Here is a 15,397-nt window from a genome sequence, read left to right on the forward strand (position 1 = left end):
CATCGCGAATGTTTCGAGTTATTTTTCGAATGTTCCGGGAAGGTAAGACGATCCGATGGGCCCGTCAAGGGGTCGCGCAGAGATACGATCGCCGCCATGAAGCCTGGGAAGTCCGCAGAAGCACAGACGGCGACGCTGGCCGAGATCGCCCGGGAGGCCGGGGTCTCGGCTCCGACTGTTTCGAAAGTCCTCAACGGCCGAGCCGATGTCGCCCCCGCGACCCGCTCCCGCGTCGAGGAGCTGCTGCACGCCTACGGCTACCGGCGCCGCCGCGCCGAGGCTTCCCGCTCACCGCTGATCGACCTGGTCTTCCACGAGCTGGAGAGCGCCTGGGCGATGGAGGTCATCCGGGGCGTGGAGAACGTCGCCCGCGACGCCGGCCTCAGCGTGGTGCTCTCCGAGTCCGCCGGGCGGCTCACCCCCGGCCGCACCTGGGCCGACCAGGTCGCCGCCCGCCGCCCGCACGGCGTGGTCCTCGTCCTCTCGGGGCTCGACGACTCCCAGCGCGCCCTGCTGAACAGCAGGTCCATCCCGTTCGTGGTGATGGACCCGGCCGGCGACCCCGGTGTCGACGTGCCCTCGATCGGCGCCACCAACTGGCAGGGTGGCCTCGCCGCCACCCGTCACCTCGTCGAACTCGGCCACACCCGGATCGGCGCCATCAGCGGGCCGTCCCGGATGATGTGCAGCCGGGCGCGGGTCGACGGCTACCGCGCGGCGCTGGAGACCGCCGGGCTGCCCGTCGACCCCTCGCTGATCGTCGCCGGGGACTTCCACCACGAGGCCGGTCACCGGATCGGCCTCGAACTGCTGCGCCGCCCCGACCGGCCCACCGCGGTCTTCGCCGGCAACGACCTCCAGGCGCTCGGCCTCTACGAGGCGGCCCGCGAGCTGGGGCTGCGCATCCCCGAGGACCTCAGTGTCGTCGGCTTCGACGATCTGCCGGTGGCGCGCTGGGTGGGGCCGCCGCTGACGACCGTGCGGCAGCCGCTGACGGAGATGGCCGAGGCGGCGGCGAAGCTGGTGCTCGACCTGAGCCGCCAGGAGCGGCCGTCGGCGGGGACGCGGATGGAACTGGCGACAAGCCTGGTGGTCCGCAGCAGCACGGGGGCGCCTCCGGCGTGATGCCGGTGGGCGCGGTTCCCGTCCGGTGGGTGGGTCGGGGCCGTGCCGGTGCATCAGCCCGTCGCCGTTGGGTGAGGAGTGACCGTCGGTGGCGACGGCCATTGATGTACCGGCACGGCCCCTTCCGTGCGTCGCCGGGTGTGGGTGGTTCGTGGGAAATTCAGCCCCTCCGGCGTTTGAGGAGCGGGGTCTGGGGCGGAGCCCCAGGGTGGGTCGGGTAGGGGCGGAGGGGGCGAAAGTGGCGGTTGGGGTTCCCCGGGGGGCAGGTCGGTCCTGCGGGGCCGGGAGGCCGTATTGACGGGTGGGGCATCCCGCTCCACACTCCTGCGAAGTCAATCGGTTGAACGACCGAAACTTTCGGAGGCACCCGCCATGAGAACCTCCCGAACCCGCCCCTCCCGAACCCACCTCTTACGCGGCCCCCTGCACCGCCGCGTCGCCGCCCTGTTCACCGGGGCCCTGACGGTGGCCGCCCTGCTCGCGGCCGGCACCACGGCGCACGCCGCCGGCACCCCGCTGCGCGACCTCGCCGCCGCCAAGGGCAAGGTCATCGGTACCGCCGTCACCGGCTCCAAGCTGACCGGGACGTACGGGGACATCGCTGGCGGCCAGTTCAACTCGCTGACCCCGGGCAACGCGATGAAATGGGGCACCGTCGAGCCCACCCGGGGCAGCTTCAACTGGGCCGAGGCCGACCAGATCGTCGCGTTCGCGCAGGCCCACAACCAGCAGGTGAGGGGTCACACCCTGGTCTGGCACAGCCAGAACCCGAACTGGCTGACCAACGGCACCTGGACCACCGCCGAGCTGAGCGGTCTGCTCCAGGACCACATCGCCACCGAAGTCACCCGCTACAAGGGCAAGCTGGCCGCCTGGGACGTCGTCAACGAGCCCTTCAACGAGGACGGCACCTACCGCTCGACCCTTTGGTACAACGGCCTCGGCGCCGACTACATCGCCCAGGCGCTGACCTGGGCGCACGCCGCCGACCCGAGTGCCAAGCTCTACATCAACGACTACAACGTCGAGGGCGTCAACGCCAAGAGCACCGCCCTGTACAACCTGGTCAAGTCCCTGAAGGCGCGCGGCGTCCCGATCGACGGCGTCGGCCTCCAGGCCCATCTCATCGTCGGCCAGGTCCCCGGCACCCTCCAGCAGAACATCCAGCGCTTCGCCGACCTCGGCGTCGACGTCGCGGTCACGGAGCTGGACATCCGGATGCAACTGCCCTCCGACAGCGCCAAGCTGACCCAGCAGGCCGCCGACTACAAGGCGGTCCTCGACGCCTGCGTCGCCGTGACCCGCTGCTACGGCGTGACTGTCTGGGGCTTCACCGACTCCGACTCCTGGATCCCGGACGTCTTCTCGGGCTACGGCGCGGCGACCCCGTACGACGAGAACTACGTGCCGAAACCGGCGTACGACGCCATCGCGGCCTCGCTCGGCGGAGGCACCACGACCCCGCCGCCCACGGGCGCGTGCACGGCGACGTACAGCGTCCAGAGCCAGTGGAACACCGGGTTCACCGGGCAGGTGCGCATCGCGTGCTCCGGGGCCGCGCTGTCCTCGTGGAAGGTGAACTGGACGTACGGCGCGGGCCAGCGGATCACCCAGGCCTGGAACGCCACCTGCACCCAGAGCGGCGCGGCCGTGAGCTGTGCCAACGCCTCCTACAACGGGACCGTCCCGGACGGCGGTTCGGTGACCTTCGGGTTCAACGCGTCCTGGAGCGGGAGCAATCCGCCGCCCACGGTGACGCTCGGCTGAGGAGGCTGAGGAGGGTAAGAAGGATGAGATTCTTCGAAGAAAACCGTCGTGTGTCACCGTCCCTAACAGTCCCCTAATAATTCGGACTTACGTTCCTGTCCGTGACGGGACATGACGAGAGCGGCGACGGGATCAGACGGCGGGGCCGGCGGTCGCGGGCGCTGAAGGCCGCCGGCCTCACCCTGGCGGGACTGCTGGTGGTGGGCGCCGGCACCGCGGGCTGGGCGTACTGGCATCTGAACCACAACATCACCAGCGTCGACATCAACAGCGCGCTCGGTGACGACCGCCCGGCCAAGGCGGTGGTGACGCCCTCGGCCACGGCCTCCGCCTCGGCGTCCCCGTCGCCGCTGCCGACCGAGGCCCTCAACATCCTGGTCCTCGGCTCGGACTCGCGCAGCGGCAAGGCGAACGCGAGGCTCGGCGGGGGGAACAGCTCCGGCGCGCGCTCCGACACCGCGATGGTCGTGCACATCGACGCGGGCCGCACCACGGCCACGGTCGTCAGCATCCCCCGGGACACGCTGGTCACCCGCCCGTCCTGCCCGCTGCCGTCCGGGGGATCGACGGCGGTGGCGTACGGCGCGATGTTCAACAGCGCCTACGCGGTGGGCGGTCCGGTGTGCGCCGTGAAGACGGTCGAGTCGATCACGAACGTCCGGATGGACCACTACATCGAGATCGACTTCGCCGGTTTCGCGAAGCTGGTGGACGCCCTCGGCGGGGTCACCGTCACCACCGACCAGGACATCGACGACGACAAGAGCCATCTGCACCTCGACGCCGGAACCCACCACCTGAACGGCAAGCAGGCCCTCGCCCTGGCCCGCACCCGGCACGGCATAGGCGACGGCAGCGACCTCGGCCGGATAGGCCTCCAGCAGAAGCTGGTCAAGGCCCTGCTGGAGCAGATGGCCGGCACCGACCTGCTCACCGACCCCGCGAAGCTCTACCAGGTCGCCGACGCCGTCACCTCCAGCCTGACCACGGACACCGGCCTCGACTCCCTCAAGGAACTGACGAACCTGGGCCAGAGCCTGAAGGGCCTGTCCGCGGACGACGTGAAGACGGTGATGATGCCGGTCGCGACGGCTCCGTCCGACCCCAACCGGGTGGTGGCCCGCGAACCGGCCGCCGAGGAGCTGTGGACGTCGCTGCGCTGACCGGCCCGGCGCGAGGGGCGGCGTCACGAGGCGCGCAGCCGCCGTACGACCTGCGGAGACGTGGATGAGCGGGGGCCCCGGAAAATAGTTCCGGAGAATTCTCGGGGCGTGTGTCGATCCGGGTTCCGCCCGTTCGACGCACAGGTGAGAGGCAGGGAGAAGCCCCGCCTCCGCGTAGCCCCGATACGAGGAGTCACCATGCCCCGCTACCTTTCCCTGGTCCAGATCGACGAGCGCACCGCGCCCGCCGAAGGCCCCAGCCCCGAACTGATGCAGCGGATGGGCGAGCTCATCGAGGAGATCACCAAGGCCGGCGTCATGCTCCAGACCGAGGGCCTGACGCCCAGCGCGCAGGGCAAGCGCGTGCACTACTCGGGCGGCGAGCTGTCCGTGACCGACGGGCCCTTCACCGAGTCCAAGGAGGTCGTCGGCGGCTACGCGATCATGCAGTGCAAGGACATGGCCGAGGCCCTGGAGTGGACCAAGCGCTTCCTGAAGGTGCACGAGGAGCACTGGACGGTCACCTGTGAGGTGCGGGAGATCGCCGAGGGCTGAGCGCTCCTTGGCCCGGCGCCGCCGTGGGTGTCTCATGGGGAGTTGTGGAACAGCAGCCCACCCGAGCACCCGACGGCGGTGTCGACACCGCCGTCGAGACCATCTACCGCATCGAGTCCCCTCGCATCATCGCGAGCGTGGCCCGGATCGTCCGTGACGTCGGCATCGCCGAGGAACTCGCGCAGGACGCCCTGGTCGCGGCACTGGAGCAGTGGCCGCGCGACGGGGTGCCGGACAACCCGGGCGCCTGGCTGACGGCCACCGCCAAGCACCGGGCGATCGACCTCGTACGCCGCCGGGAGCGGTACGCGCGCAAGCTGGAGGAGGTCGGACGGGACCTCTCGCTGTCCGCGCCGCACCACCTCGACGAACCCTCCGACCCGGACGACATCGACGACGACCTGCTGCGCCTGGTCTTCACCGCCTGCCATCCCGTCCTGTCCGCCGAGGCCCGCATCGCGCTCACCCTGCGGCTCCTGGGCGGCCTGACGACGTCCGAGATCGCCCGCGCCTTCCTCGTCCCGGAGGCGACGGTCGCCCAGCGCATCGTGCGGGCCAAGCGCACGCTGGCGGCGAAGGGGGTGGCCTTCGAAGTCCCGTACGGGCCCGAGCGCGAGGCGCGGCTCGGTTCCGTGCTGGAGGTCATCTACCTCGTCTTCAACGAGGGGTACGCGGCCACGGCGGGCGACGACCTGCTCCGCCCCGCGCTGTGCGAGGACGCGCTGCGGCTGGCCCGCGTGCTCGCCGAGCTGATGCCCAAGGAGAGCGAGGTGCACGGCCTCGCCGCCCTCCTGGAACTCCAGGAGTCCCGGGCGGCCGCCCGCACCGGGCCCGGCGGCGAGCCCGTCCTGCTCAAGGACCAGCGGCGACGCCGCTGGAACCGCATGCTGATCCACCGCGGTTTCGCCGCCCTGGGCCGGGCGAACGCCGTCGCCACCGGCAGCCCCGGGCCGTACGCGCTCCAGGCCGCCATCGCCGCCTGCCACGCGCAGGCCTACACCTACGAGGACACGGACTGGCGGCAGATCGCCACCCTGTACGGCCTGCTGGCGGCCCGCTCCCCGTCCCCCGTGGTCGAGCTGAACCGCGCGGTGGCCGTCTCGATGGCCGAGGGCCCCGAGCCCGCGCTCGTCATCGTCGAGGGCCTGGCCGGCGAACCGGCCCTGCGCGACTACCACTTGCTGCCGAGCGTGCGCGGCGACCTGCTCGCCCGCCTCGGACGGACGCGGGAGGCACGCGCGGAGTTCGAGCGGGCGGCCGCGCTGGCGCGCAACGAGCGGGAACGCACGATGCTGGAGGCGCGGGCGCGCGGGCTGCGGGAGTCGTGAGGTTCCCGTGCGGTGACCCCGTTCCCCGGGTGATCGGCACGGATGCGCACGCCGAGCGGGTTCGTCCACCTCGCCGGGCCGGACCTCGGTCCGCTCAGTGCCCGCCGTCGGCGGCGTGCGGCCTGGCGGGTGCCCCCACCAGCATGGTCGGGGCGCCCGCCACCCGGGTCAGGAACACCGTCGCGGAGTGCGGGCCCTGCGGCTTCACCTTGCGGCGCAGTTCCTCCGGCTCGACGGCCGAGCCGCGCTTCTTCACCGTCAGGACACCGACCTCCCGCTCTCGGAGCAGTGCCTTCAACTTCTTCACGTTGAAAGGGAGTTGATCGGTGATCTCGTACGCTGAGGCGTACGGCGTCGGGCGCAGGGTGTCCGCCGTGACGTAGGCGATCGTCTCGTCGATCAGTCCGCCGTCCAGTTCCTCGGCCACCTCGGCGACCAGGTGCGCGCGGATGACGGCGCCGTCCGGCTCGTACAGATAGCGCCCGACCGCCCTGACCCCGGGATCCGGCAGGCCGCGCCCGCGCAGGTCGCGCGGGCCCGGCAGCAGGGTGGCGCGCACCAGGCCGGGCTCCGTGCCGAACCAGAGCACCGCCTCCTTCACGTCCCCGCCGTCCGAGATCCACTCGGCCTCCGCCTCGGCGGGGACCGCCTCGTGCGGGATGCCGGGGGCGATCTTCAGCGCGGCGACCCGTGCGCCCCGGGCCGCTCCGACCGCCCAGGACAGCGGCGGCGAGTACGCCTCCGGGTCGAAGATCCGGCCCCGGCCGCCCCGGCGCGCCGGGTCCACGAAGACGGCGTCGTACGACGTGGTGTCCACCTCGGTGACGTCGCTCTCGCGCACCTCGATCAGGTCCGCGAGCCCCAGCGCGTCGGCGTTCGCGCGGGCGGCGGCGGCCGTCAGCGGATCGCGGTCGACGGCCAGCACGCGGATCCCGGCGCGGGCCAGCGCGATGGCGTCGCCGCCGATGCCGCAGCACAGGTCGGCGACGGAGCGGACCCCCAGCGCGCGCAGCCGCTCGGCGCGGTGCACGGCCACGCTCGTCCGGGTGGACTGCTCGACCCCGTTCGGGGTGAAGAACATCCGTCCGGCGTCCTCGGCGCCGAACTTCGCCACCGCGCGCTGCCGCAGCCGTGCCTGGCCGAGGGCCGCCGAGACCAGGTCGGCCGGGTGTTCGCGGCGCAGCCGGGTGGCGACGGCCAGTTCCTGTGCCGGTTCCGTGGCGCGGACCTCGTCGAGCAGGGCGCGGCCCTCGGGGGTGAGGAGGGGGGCGAAGGAGACGTCGTTCACCCGGCCATTGTGGGCCAGTCGGTGGACGGTGTGCTTCCGGCGGCGGTGTCGGGGCCCTCGCGGGAGGGGTGAGCTGGGAGGATCCGGCTCCATGCGACCCGTACGACAAAATGATAAAACCGGCGCAAACGGGGCTGGTGCGCGCTGGGGAGTCGGCGTGCTCGCCCTCGTCCTCCTCGCCTCCGGCTGCGCCGGGACCGGCGCCGTCCCGGCCACGCGGTCCGGGGAAGGGGCCGGGGGCGGAGGTCGGGCCGGGCGCGGAAGCGCCGAACCGGCCCACGCCCCGCGGGCCGTGCTCCCGGAAGGCCCCGCGGCCGCCCTCGCCGCGTACGCCTCCCGGCTCGGCGCGGCGCAGGCCCGGCGCGCCGCCGTCGCCCGGCGCTGGGGCCTGAAGGCGGTGCCGCTGACGCCCCCGGCACCGCCCGCCAGGAAGCCGGTCATCGAGGCCCGCAAGGGGTTCGAGGTGGACGACCAGCGGGAACTGGGGCTGCCGCCGGTCTTCACCACCGTCCCCACCAAGGACAAGGTCGTCTTCCTCACCGTCGACGACGGCGCCGAGAAGGACCCCGCGTTCCTGCGGATGATGAGCGACCTGAAGATCCCGTACACAGCCTTCCTCAGCGACTTCCTCGTCAAGGACGACTACGGCTACTTCCGGAAGATGCGCGACCGGGGCGTCACGCTCAACAACCACACGCTGCACCACCCCTATCTGCCCGCGTTGTCCTACGCCCGGCAGAAGCACGAGATCTGCGGCATGCAGGACGTGATGGAGAAGCAGTTCGGCAGACGGCCGACCGTCTTCCGCCCGCCCTACGGCAACTACGACCAGGACACCCTGCGCGCCGCCAGGTCCTGCGGCATCAGGTACGCGCCCATCTGGAACGAGGAGGTCTTCGCCGACCACTGGGAGTACCGCGAGGAGGACCAGGACCTGCACCCCGGCGACATCGTCCTCACCCACTTCCAGGGCCGCGGGGAATGGAAGGGCACCATGCCCGACATGGTCCGCCGCTTCCTGAGGACGGTCACCGCCAAGGGGTACGCGGTCGCACGCCTGGAGGACTACCTGTGAGGCTGCGGGCGCCGGCCGCCGGGCTGCTCGTGGCGGCGCTGCTCAGCGGGTGCGCGCAGTCCGTCGACCCCATCGAGAGGCTCGGCAAGAAGGCCGCCCAGCGCGTGCACCCGACGGAGTCGGCGTACCACCGCTGGGGCCTGGCCAGTCCGCTCGCCCCCGCGCCGGCCGTGACCGTCCGGACCACCGCGCGCACCGCGGACACGGGCCTGCCGCCCGTCGTGAACCAGGTGCGCACCCGCGACAAGGTGGTCTTCCTGACGTACGACGACGGGGCCGAGCGCGACCCGCGGTTCGCCGACATGGTCCGCGAACTGCGCCTGCCGGTCAGCATGTTCCTCACGGACCGGGTCGCCGGACCCGGGTACGGGCGGCTCGCCCGGCTGCGCTCGGTCGGCGCGAGCCTGCAGAACCACACCGTCGACCACGCCACCCTGCGCGGCCTGCCCTACGCCGGCCAGCGCGCCGAGATCTGCGGGCAACAGGACAAGCTCGCGCGGCGCTTCGGCGTCCGGCCCCGGCTGCTGCGGCCCCCGTACGGCAGGTACGACGACACCACCCTGCGCGCCGCCGCCGACTGCGGGGTCGCCGCCATCGTCCTCGGCAGGACGGCCGACACCCGACCGCTCCGGCCCGGCGACATCCTCTCGGGCCCGGCCGAACCCGATCTGACGGGCGCCACGCTCCGCCTGCTCCGCCGCATCCAGCGCGAGGGCTTCACCCTGGCGCGACTGGAGAACTACCTCTAGTCGGCTACGCCACGCCGACGCCTTTGGCACTCCGCTTGACCGAGTGCTAATCACAGTCATAGTCTCAGGTCTGGCACTCCCCCCTGGAGAGTGCCAACAGCGACGGGCAGGTCCGGCACCCGCGACGACGGATCGACCTGGTCGCCACCTCAGACAGTTAACCCCGTGAGATCTCCGAAGGGGGAGGTCGGATCGTGACGACCGCCAGCTCCAAGGTTGCCATCAAGCCGCTCGAGGACCGCATCGTGGTCCAGCCGCTCGACGCCGAGCAGACCACGGCCTCCGGCCTGGTCATTCCCGACACGGCGAAGGAGAAGCCCCAGGAGGGCGTCGTCCTGGCCGTGGGCCCGGGCCGCATCGAGGACGGCAAGCGTGTCGAGCTCGACGTCGCCGTCGGCGACATCGTTCTCTACAGCAAGTACGGCGGCACCGAGGTGAAGTACAACGGCGAGGAGTACCTCGTCCTCTCGGCTCGCGACGTGCTCGCGATCATCGAGAAGTAATTCACCTGGTAAGGGAGTTCGGGACTTTTCCCCGGACGACCCCGCACCAAGCATTGCAGTGAACCACGCCCCTGGCACCCGCGACCATCCAGCCGGGCGCCGGGGGCGCGGTTCGTTCTCCATATTTTCGAGAGGGCTGAACCGCTCCTATGGCGAAGATCCTGAAGTTCGACGAGGACGCCCGTCGCGCCCTTGAGCGCGGCGTCAACAAGCTTGCCGACACGGTGAAGGTGACGATCGGCCCCAAGGGCCGCAACGTCGTCATCGACAAGAAGTTCGGCGCTCCCACCATCACCAACGACGGTGTGACCATCGCCCGTGAGGTCGAGGTCGAGGACCCGTTCGAGAACCTCGGCGCGCAGCTCGTGAAGGAGGTGGCGACCAAGACCAACGACATCGCGGGTGACGGTACGACCACCGCCACCGTGCTCGCCCAGGCGCTCGTGCGCGAGGGCCTGCGCAACGTCGCCGCCGGTGCTTCCCCGGCGCTGCTGAAGAAGGGCATCGACGCGGCCGTCAAGGCGGTCTCCGACGAGCTCCTCGCCACCGCGCGCCCCATCGACGAGAAGTCCGACATCGCCGCCGTCGCCGGTCTGTCCGCCCAGGACCCGCAGGTCGGCGAGCTCATCGCCGAGGCGATGGACAAGGTCGGCAAGGACGGTGTCATCACCGTCGAGGAGTCCAACACCTTCGGTCTGGAGCTCGACTTCACCGAGGGCATGGCCTTCGACAAGGGCTACCTGTCCCCGTACATGGTGTCCGACCAGGAGCGTATGGAGGCCGTCCTCGACGACCCGTACATCCTCATCCACCAGGGCAAGATCAGCTCCATCCAGGACCTGCTGCCGCTGCTGGAGAAGGTCATCCAGTCGAACGCCTCCAAGCCGCTGCTGATCATCGCCGAGGACGTCGAGGGCGAGGCCCTGTCGACCCTGGTCGTGAACAAGATCCGCGGCACGTTCAACGCCGTCGCCGTGAAGGCCCCCGGCTTCGGTGACCGCCGCAAGGCCATGCTCGGCGACATCGCCACCCTCACCGGTGGTCAGGTCATCGCCGAGGAGGTCGGCCTCAAGCTCGACCAGGTCGGCCTGGACGTGCTCGGCAGCGCCCGCCGCGTGACCGTCACCAAGGACGACACCACGATCGTCGACGGTGCCGGCAGCAGCGACGAGGTCGTCGGCCGCGTCAACCAGATCAAGGCCGAGATCGAGAACACCGACTCCGACTGGGACCGCGAGAAGCTCCAGGAGCGCCTCGCGAAGCTGGCCGGCGGCGTGTGCGTGATCAAGGTCGGCGCCGCCACCGAGGTGGAGCTGAAGGAGAAGAAGCACCGTCTGGAGGACGCCATCTCCGCGACCCGCGCCGCGGTCGAGGAGGGCATCGTCTCCGGTGGTGGCTCCGCGCTCGTCCACGCCGTCAAGGTCCTCGAGGGCAACCTCGGCAAGACCGGCGACGAGGCCACGGGTGTCGCGGTCGTCCGCCGCGCCGCCGTCGAGCCGCTGCGCTGGATCGCCGAGAACTCCGGCCTCGAGGGTTACGTCATCACCTCGAAGGTCGCCGAGCTCGACAAGGGCCAGGGCTTCAACGCCGCCACCGGCGAGTACGGCGACCTGGTCAAGGCCGGCGTCATCGACCCGGTCAAGGTCACCCGCTCCGCCCTGGAGAACGCCGCCTCCATCGCCTCCCTGCTCCTGACGACCGAGACCCTGGTCGTCGAGAAGCCGGCCGAGGACGAGGGCGACGCCGGCCACGGCGGCCACGGTCACTCCCACTGACGTCCGACGTCATGAGCGAGGCCACGCCCTTCGGGGTGTGACAGCGTGAAGAGGTCCCCGTTCCGGTCGGAACGGGGACCTCCCGCGTTCCACGGGCTCCACGCGGTTCTCCGCTCTCAGAGCTTGTCGTCGCGCACCACGTCCAGGTCCGTGAAGGTCGGCATCCCGTCGCAGAGCGCCACCATCTCCTGGAAGATCTGCTCGGTCTCCGGCATCTTCGAGTTCTTCATCGCCTCTTCGTACGACGGGAACTCCACGATCTCCACGAAGTGGTTGGCGTCGGAGCGGTCCATGCCCACGACGCCGCGCGTGGCGGTCCGCTTGCCGTTGGTCTTCTCGACCCAGGTGTCCATCAGCCGGTTCATCTCGTCGAACCGACTGGTCCTGCCGTCAATGAGCTGTACGAAAGTCATGGCGCCGCCTCCGGCTCTCGCTCCGGTCGAAACACCCTCAATCCTCCCACCGGAGGAGCGGCACCACCCACCGCACGATCATCGCGAGCCCGGGGACCGGCGGCGCGCCCCGGTTCACTGGGGCCCGTACTTGCGTCCCGTCTTCGACGAGATCCCGCCCAGCAGCGCGCGCGGGGTCACCTTCACCACGCCCATCAGCACCTTGTAGCGCGGGTCCGGGACCGACAGGGTTCTGCCGCGGGCCAGATCGGCGAGCGCCGCCGCGACCAGCTTGTCGGCGTCCAGCCACATCCAGTTCGGGATGTTGTCCGTGCCCATCCCCGCCCGCTCGTGGAACTCGGTGCGCACGAAGCCCGGAGCCAGCGCCATCAACCGCACCCCGCTGCCCGCGAGATCCTTCGCCGCGCCCTGCGTGAACTGCACGACCCACGCCTTCGACGCCCCGTACGTACCCCGCGGCACGAACGCGGCCACCGACGCCACGTTGACGACCCCGCCCCGGCCGCGCTCCCGCATCGCCTCGGCCGCCGCCGACGTCAGCCGGAGCACCGCCTCGCAGTGCACCTTGAGCATCTTCAGCTCGTCCGCCATCGACACGTCCAGATAGCGGCCCTTGTTGCCGAAACCGGCGTTGTTGACCAGCAGGTCGATCGGGCTCCTGCGGTCGGCCAGCCGGGCGGCGACCTCCTCGATGCCCGCGTCCGTCGCCAGGTCCGCGGTCAGCACCTCCGCCTCGATGCCGTGCCGGTCGTGCAGCTCGGTCGCCTGCTCGCGCAGCCGCTTCGTGTCCCGCGCCACCAGCACGAGGTTGTGCCCGTCCGCCGCGAGCCGCCGCGCGAAGGCGGCACCGATCCCCGCGGTCGATCCCGTAATCAGAGCCGTTGTCATGGCGCAACGTTACCGACCGGCGAAGGCCCCCGCCGCCCCACGGCGTCGGCCTCCCGCCCCGCTCCACGGGTCCTTCACGCCCGGTCTCCGCAACCGGGGCCGGCCGGCTTCCGGGCCGGGGCCGTTCGGCTTCCGGAGCCCGGGCCGCCGGCCTCGGAAGGCAGGAGCCGCGCCCGCCGGCATCCCGGGGCCGCCGCCTCGGCCGGACCTACCCGCCGTACTTCGCCACGTACTCCCGCGCCGCCGCCAGCGACTCCGGATGCAGGGCCGTACCCGCCGCCAACAGCCGCGGCAGCAGCTCCCGTTCGGTCGTCGCGGCGCGGAACTGGACGGCGACGGTGACATCGTGCGCGGGCCGGTGCACGATCTCGACCGGGTCGCCGGTACGGATCTCGCCGGGTTCGATCACCCGCAGATACGCGCCCGGCGCACCCTGGAGCGTGAAACGCCTGACCCAGCGCTTCTCGCCGAGGTGCTCCTGGAAGGTGCGGCACGGGATGCGCCCGCAGGTGACCTCCAGGACCACGCCCGAGCCGATCCGCCAGCGTTCACCGATCAGCGCGCCGGACACGTCAAGACCCAGCGTCGTGAGGTTCTCGCCGAACACGCCGTTCGGCAGCGTCCGGCCGAGCTCGCGCTCCCAGCCGTCCAGGTCCTCGCGCGCCATCGCGTACACCGCCTGGTCGTCGCCCCCGTGATGCCGCAGGTCGCACACGGTGTCCCCGGCCAGCCCGCTCCCGCCGACGCCCTTGGGCCCCGGCGCCGTCACGCGGACCGGACCCTCGACCGGCCGCTTGTCGATGCCGGTCACGCCCTCCGGCTGGTCCGTGTACGGGACGGTCCGCGCCCGGCCCAGGTTCAGTGACAGAAGCTTCATGCGACCAAGCTAGGCGATCCGCCCCAAAGCGTCGACGTGATATTCGGCGCCGCACCCAAGATGCGCTTATGCTCGAAGGGTGATCGAGGCTCGTCATCTCCGCGTCCTGCGCGCCGTCGCCACCACCGGATCCTTCTCGGCGGCGGGCCGCGAACTGGGCTGCACCCAGCCCGCCGTGAGCCAGCAGATGAAGGCGCTGGAGTCGTCGGTGGGCACCCCGCTGCTCGTCAGGACGGGCCGCGAGATGCGGCTCACCCAGGCCGGTGAGGCCCTGGTCAAGCACGCGGCGAGCATCCTGGCCGGCCTCACGGCCGCGGAGGAGGAGGTCGCCGCGATCGCCGGCCTGCGCGCGGGCCGCGTCCGCCTCGTCTCCTTCCCGAGCGGCAGCTCCACCCTCGTCCCCACCGCCCTCGCCGCGCTGCGCGAGGCCCACCCCGGCACGCGTGTCTCCCTGGAGGAGGCCGAACCGCCCGAGTCCGTGGAGAAGCTCCGGGCCGGCGACTGCGACATCGCGCTCGCCTTCCGCTACGAGGGCGCGCCGGGCGTCGGGGAGTGGGACGACCTCGTCGTACGGCCCCTGCTGATGGACCGTCTCGTCGGCCTGGTCCCCGAGCGGCACCGGCTCGCGCGCGCGGAGTCCGTCGCGATCGGCGAGTTCGCCGGCGAGTCGTGGATCGCGGGCTGCCCGCGCTGCCGCGGCCAGCTCGTCGAGGTCTGCCGGGAAGCGGGTTTCGAGCCCCGCATCGACTTCGCCACCGACGACTATCCCGCGGTGGTCGGACTCGTGGGCGCGGGACTGGGCGTCGCCGTCCTGCCGGAGCTCGCGATCGAGTCCGTACGGCCGAAGGGGGCCCGGACCGTGACGGTGGAACCCGCGGTGCGCCGCGAGATCGTCGCCCTCACCCTTCCCGACCTCGCCGAGGTGCCGGCCGTGGCCGCGACGCTCGACCGGCTGGCGCGAGCGGCGGCCCGCCAGCACTCCGCCGGCTAGCGCCTCGCCCCCGGCGCCCGGCGTCCGGTCCATGAGGGAGCCGGGCCGTCGCGGCCGGGCTCGACTCCTCCTGCGCTGCGCGCACCTTCCGTGCGCGTCCTCGTGCTCCGTTCACACGCCGTACGTGCTTCCTCGTACGCACCTCCAGCCCGTGCGCACTCACCTGTGCGTACCGAAGCTGTACGCACCTTCAGGGCAGAAACGTTCCTTCAGGTGTTCGAAGCGGAAGCGTTTCCCGTGGCCGCCGCCGAGACCAGTCGGTTGCGTGCCCGTCCCATGAGCTCTTCGCGCTCGTCCTCGGTCAGTCCGCCCCACACGCCGTACGGTTCGCGCACCGCGAGCGCGTGTGCCGCGCACTCCGCGCGTACCGGGCATCTCATGCAGACCTCTTTGGCCGAGTTCTCACGAGCGCTCCGTGCCGCACCACGCTCACCCTCCGGGTGGAAGAAGAGTGAGCTGTCGACCCCTCGGCAGGCCGCGAGGAGCTGCCAGTCCCAGAGGTCCGCGTTCGGACCGGGAAGGCGGGAGAAATCTGCCATTGCGTGTCCCCTTGTTGCCGTTCTGGGCTGCTCTGTGCCCACCGACCGTACATCTACGATCTAAGGAGATGAAAATATGACTCATTGCGAATCTAGCCTCAGACACCAGCAAATGGGAAGAAAACAGGCTAAATGGGGCATGGGTTGTGATGAAACGTTGAGGGTCGGCGCGCATGTCTGCACCGTGTCCGCGCCCTCACGTACAGTGCCGATGACGACCGGCTGCCCCGTAACTCTTTCGAGTGACCATCGTTGAGATGGCTGAGGCGGTTGAAGGAACAAGCGCTCGGGTAGGTGGACACATCCACCTGCGAGTGTCGACCGCACAGGTGACGATTCGTAACAGCCTGGAGGCTCAAGG

14 protein-coding genes and 1 pseudogene are annotated in these 15,397 nt (G+C 71.1%); 10 read left to right on the top strand and 5 right to left on the bottom strand.

Features of this window, described 5'->3' with window-relative positions; genetic code table 11:
* The first annotated feature begins 96 nt into the window (after positions 1 to 96).
* The 5 genes from ACFRIC_RS32045 to ACFRIC_RS32065 all read left to right on the top strand — a co-directional run bounded on the left by ACFRIC_RS32045 (position 97) and on the right by ACFRIC_RS32065 (position 5,938).
* Entirely contained in the window at positions 97 to 1,125 is a 1,029-nt protein-coding gene (locus ACFRIC_RS32045) for a LacI family DNA-binding transcriptional regulator (protein ID WP_355765732.1), read from the top strand.
* Between the two features lie 372 nt (positions 1,126 to 1,497).
* The gene (locus ACFRIC_RS32050) at positions 1,498 to 2,892 is read left to right on the top strand and encodes an endo-1,4-beta-xylanase (RefSeq protein ID WP_382793048.1); all 1,395 of its coding nucleotides are present in this window, start codon (positions 1,498 to 1,500) and stop codon (positions 2,890 to 2,892) included.
* 101 nt (positions 2,893 to 2,993) lie between these two features.
* Positions 2,994 to 4,055 (top strand): LCP family protein, encoded by a 1,062-nt coding sequence (locus tag ACFRIC_RS32055; RefSeq protein WP_382793051.1) that lies wholly within the window; start codon positions 2,994 to 2,996, stop codon positions 4,053 to 4,055.
* Between the two features lie 198 nt (positions 4,056 to 4,253).
* Positions 4,254 to 4,610 (top strand): YciI family protein, encoded by a 357-nt coding sequence (locus tag ACFRIC_RS32060; RefSeq protein WP_037626905.1) that lies wholly within the window; start codon positions 4,254 to 4,256, stop codon positions 4,608 to 4,610.
* 44 nt (positions 4,611 to 4,654) lie between these two features.
* On the top strand, positions 4,655 to 5,938 hold the full coding sequence (locus tag ACFRIC_RS32065) for an RNA polymerase sigma factor (RefSeq protein ID WP_382793054.1): 1,284 nt from the start codon (positions 4,655 to 4,657) through the stop codon (positions 5,936 to 5,938).
* 94 nt (positions 5,939 to 6,032) lie between these two features.
* Here the strand turns inward: ACFRIC_RS32065 and ACFRIC_RS32070 are convergent, their stop codons facing one another.
* Positions 6,033 to 7,226 carry a methyltransferase domain-containing protein gene (locus ACFRIC_RS32070; protein ID WP_382793057.1) on the bottom strand — a complete coding sequence of 398 codons (1,194 nt, stop codon included), beginning with the start codon at positions 7,224 to 7,226 and terminating at the stop codon, positions 6,033 to 6,035.
* A gap of 91 nt (positions 7,227 to 7,317) precedes the next feature.
* Here ACFRIC_RS32070 and ACFRIC_RS32075 point away from each other — a divergent pair, with 91 nt between their 5' ends.
* From ACFRIC_RS32075 to groL, 4 genes are all read left to right on the top strand, one after another.
* Positions 7,318 to 8,301 (top strand): polysaccharide deacetylase family protein, encoded by a 984-nt coding sequence (locus ACFRIC_RS32075; RefSeq protein ID WP_382793060.1) that lies wholly within the window; start codon positions 7,318 to 7,320, stop codon positions 8,299 to 8,301.
* Positions 8,298 to 9,050 carry a polysaccharide deacetylase family protein gene (locus ACFRIC_RS32080; protein WP_382793063.1) on the top strand — a complete coding sequence of 251 codons (753 nt, stop codon included), beginning with the start codon at positions 8,298 to 8,300 and terminating at the stop codon, positions 9,048 to 9,050. Before ACFRIC_RS32075 ends, ACFRIC_RS32080 begins: the two co-directional genes overlap by 4 nt.
* A 194-nt stretch (positions 9,051 to 9,244) precedes the next feature.
* On the top strand, positions 9,245 to 9,553 hold the full coding sequence (gene groES, locus ACFRIC_RS32085; RefSeq protein ID WP_037626893.1) for a co-chaperone GroES: 309 nt from the start codon (positions 9,245 to 9,247) through the stop codon (positions 9,551 to 9,553).
* Between the two features lie 149 nt (positions 9,554 to 9,702).
* Positions 9,703 to 11,328 carry a chaperonin GroEL gene (groL, locus tag ACFRIC_RS32090; RefSeq protein WP_382793066.1) on the top strand — a complete coding sequence of 542 codons (1,626 nt, stop codon included), beginning with the start codon at positions 9,703 to 9,705 and terminating at the stop codon, positions 11,326 to 11,328.
* A gap of 119 nt (positions 11,329 to 11,447) precedes the next feature.
* On the opposite strand, the pseudogene ACFRIC_RS32095 reads toward groL, so the two are convergent.
* The 3 genes and pseudogenes from ACFRIC_RS32095 to ACFRIC_RS32105 all read right to left on the bottom strand — a co-directional run.
* Positions 11,448 to 11,741 (bottom strand): annotated as a pseudogene (locus tag ACFRIC_RS32095) (ester cyclase); the annotation flags it as partial.
* A gap of 114 nt (positions 11,742 to 11,855) precedes the next feature.
* Positions 11,856 to 12,629: an SDR family NAD(P)-dependent oxidoreductase gene (locus tag ACFRIC_RS32100; protein ID WP_382793069.1), complete on the bottom strand. Its 774-nt coding sequence runs from the start codon at positions 12,627 to 12,629 to the stop codon at positions 11,856 to 11,858.
* Positions 12,630 to 12,837: 208 nt separating this feature from the next.
* Positions 12,838 to 13,506 carry an MOSC domain-containing protein gene (locus ACFRIC_RS32105; RefSeq protein WP_382793072.1) on the bottom strand — a complete coding sequence of 223 codons (669 nt, stop codon included), beginning with the start codon at positions 13,504 to 13,506 and terminating at the stop codon, positions 12,838 to 12,840.
* A 79-nt stretch (positions 13,507 to 13,585) separates the two neighbouring features.
* On the opposite strand from ACFRIC_RS32105, the gene ACFRIC_RS32110 reads away from it, so the two are divergent.
* The gene (locus tag ACFRIC_RS32110) at positions 13,586 to 14,497 is read left to right on the top strand and encodes a LysR family transcriptional regulator (RefSeq protein WP_382793075.1); all 912 of its coding nucleotides are present in this window, start codon (positions 13,586 to 13,588) and stop codon (positions 14,495 to 14,497) included.
* A gap of 209 nt (positions 14,498 to 14,706) precedes the next feature.
* On the opposite strand, the gene ACFRIC_RS32115 is transcribed toward ACFRIC_RS32110, so the two are convergent.
* Positions 14,707 to 15,036 carry a WhiB family transcriptional regulator gene (locus tag ACFRIC_RS32115; RefSeq protein ID WP_328670972.1) on the bottom strand — a complete coding sequence of 110 codons (330 nt, stop codon included), beginning with the start codon at positions 15,034 to 15,036 and terminating at the stop codon, positions 14,707 to 14,709.
* Between the last annotated feature and the right edge of the window lie 361 nt (positions 15,037 to 15,397).

Origin of the sequence: Streptomyces sp. NPDC056738, assembly GCF_042790435.1 — a bacterium.
Lineage (GTDB): Bacteria > Actinomycetota > Actinomycetes > Streptomycetales > Streptomycetaceae > Streptomyces.

Coding starts and splice junctions, on each gene's coding strand:
- ACFRIC_RS32050 (WP_382793048.1), top strand. CDS start 1,498: ATGAGAACCTCCCGAACCCGCCCCTCCCGAACCCACCTCTTACGCGGC.
- ACFRIC_RS32105 (WP_382793072.1), bottom strand. CDS start 13,506: ATGAAGCTTCTGTCACTGAACCTGGGCCGGGCGCGGACCGTCCCGTAC.
- ACFRIC_RS32075 (WP_382793060.1), top strand. CDS start 7,318: ATGCGACCCGTACGACAAAATGATAAAACCGGCGCAAACGGGGCTGGT.
- ACFRIC_RS32100 (WP_382793069.1), bottom strand. CDS start 12,629: ATGACAACGGCTCTGATTACGGGATCGACCGCGGGGATCGGTGCCGCC.
- ACFRIC_RS32045 (WP_355765732.1), top strand. CDS start 97: ATGAAGCCTGGGAAGTCCGCAGAAGCACAGACGGCGACGCTGGCCGAG.
- groL (WP_382793066.1), top strand. CDS start 9,703: ATGGCGAAGATCCTGAAGTTCGACGAGGACGCCCGTCGCGCCCTTGAG.
- ACFRIC_RS32060 (WP_037626905.1), top strand. CDS start 4,254: ATGCCCCGCTACCTTTCCCTGGTCCAGATCGACGAGCGCACCGCGCCC.
- ACFRIC_RS32115 (WP_328670972.1), bottom strand. CDS start 15,036: ATGGCAGATTTCTCCCGCCTTCCCGGTCCGAACGCGGACCTCTGGGAC.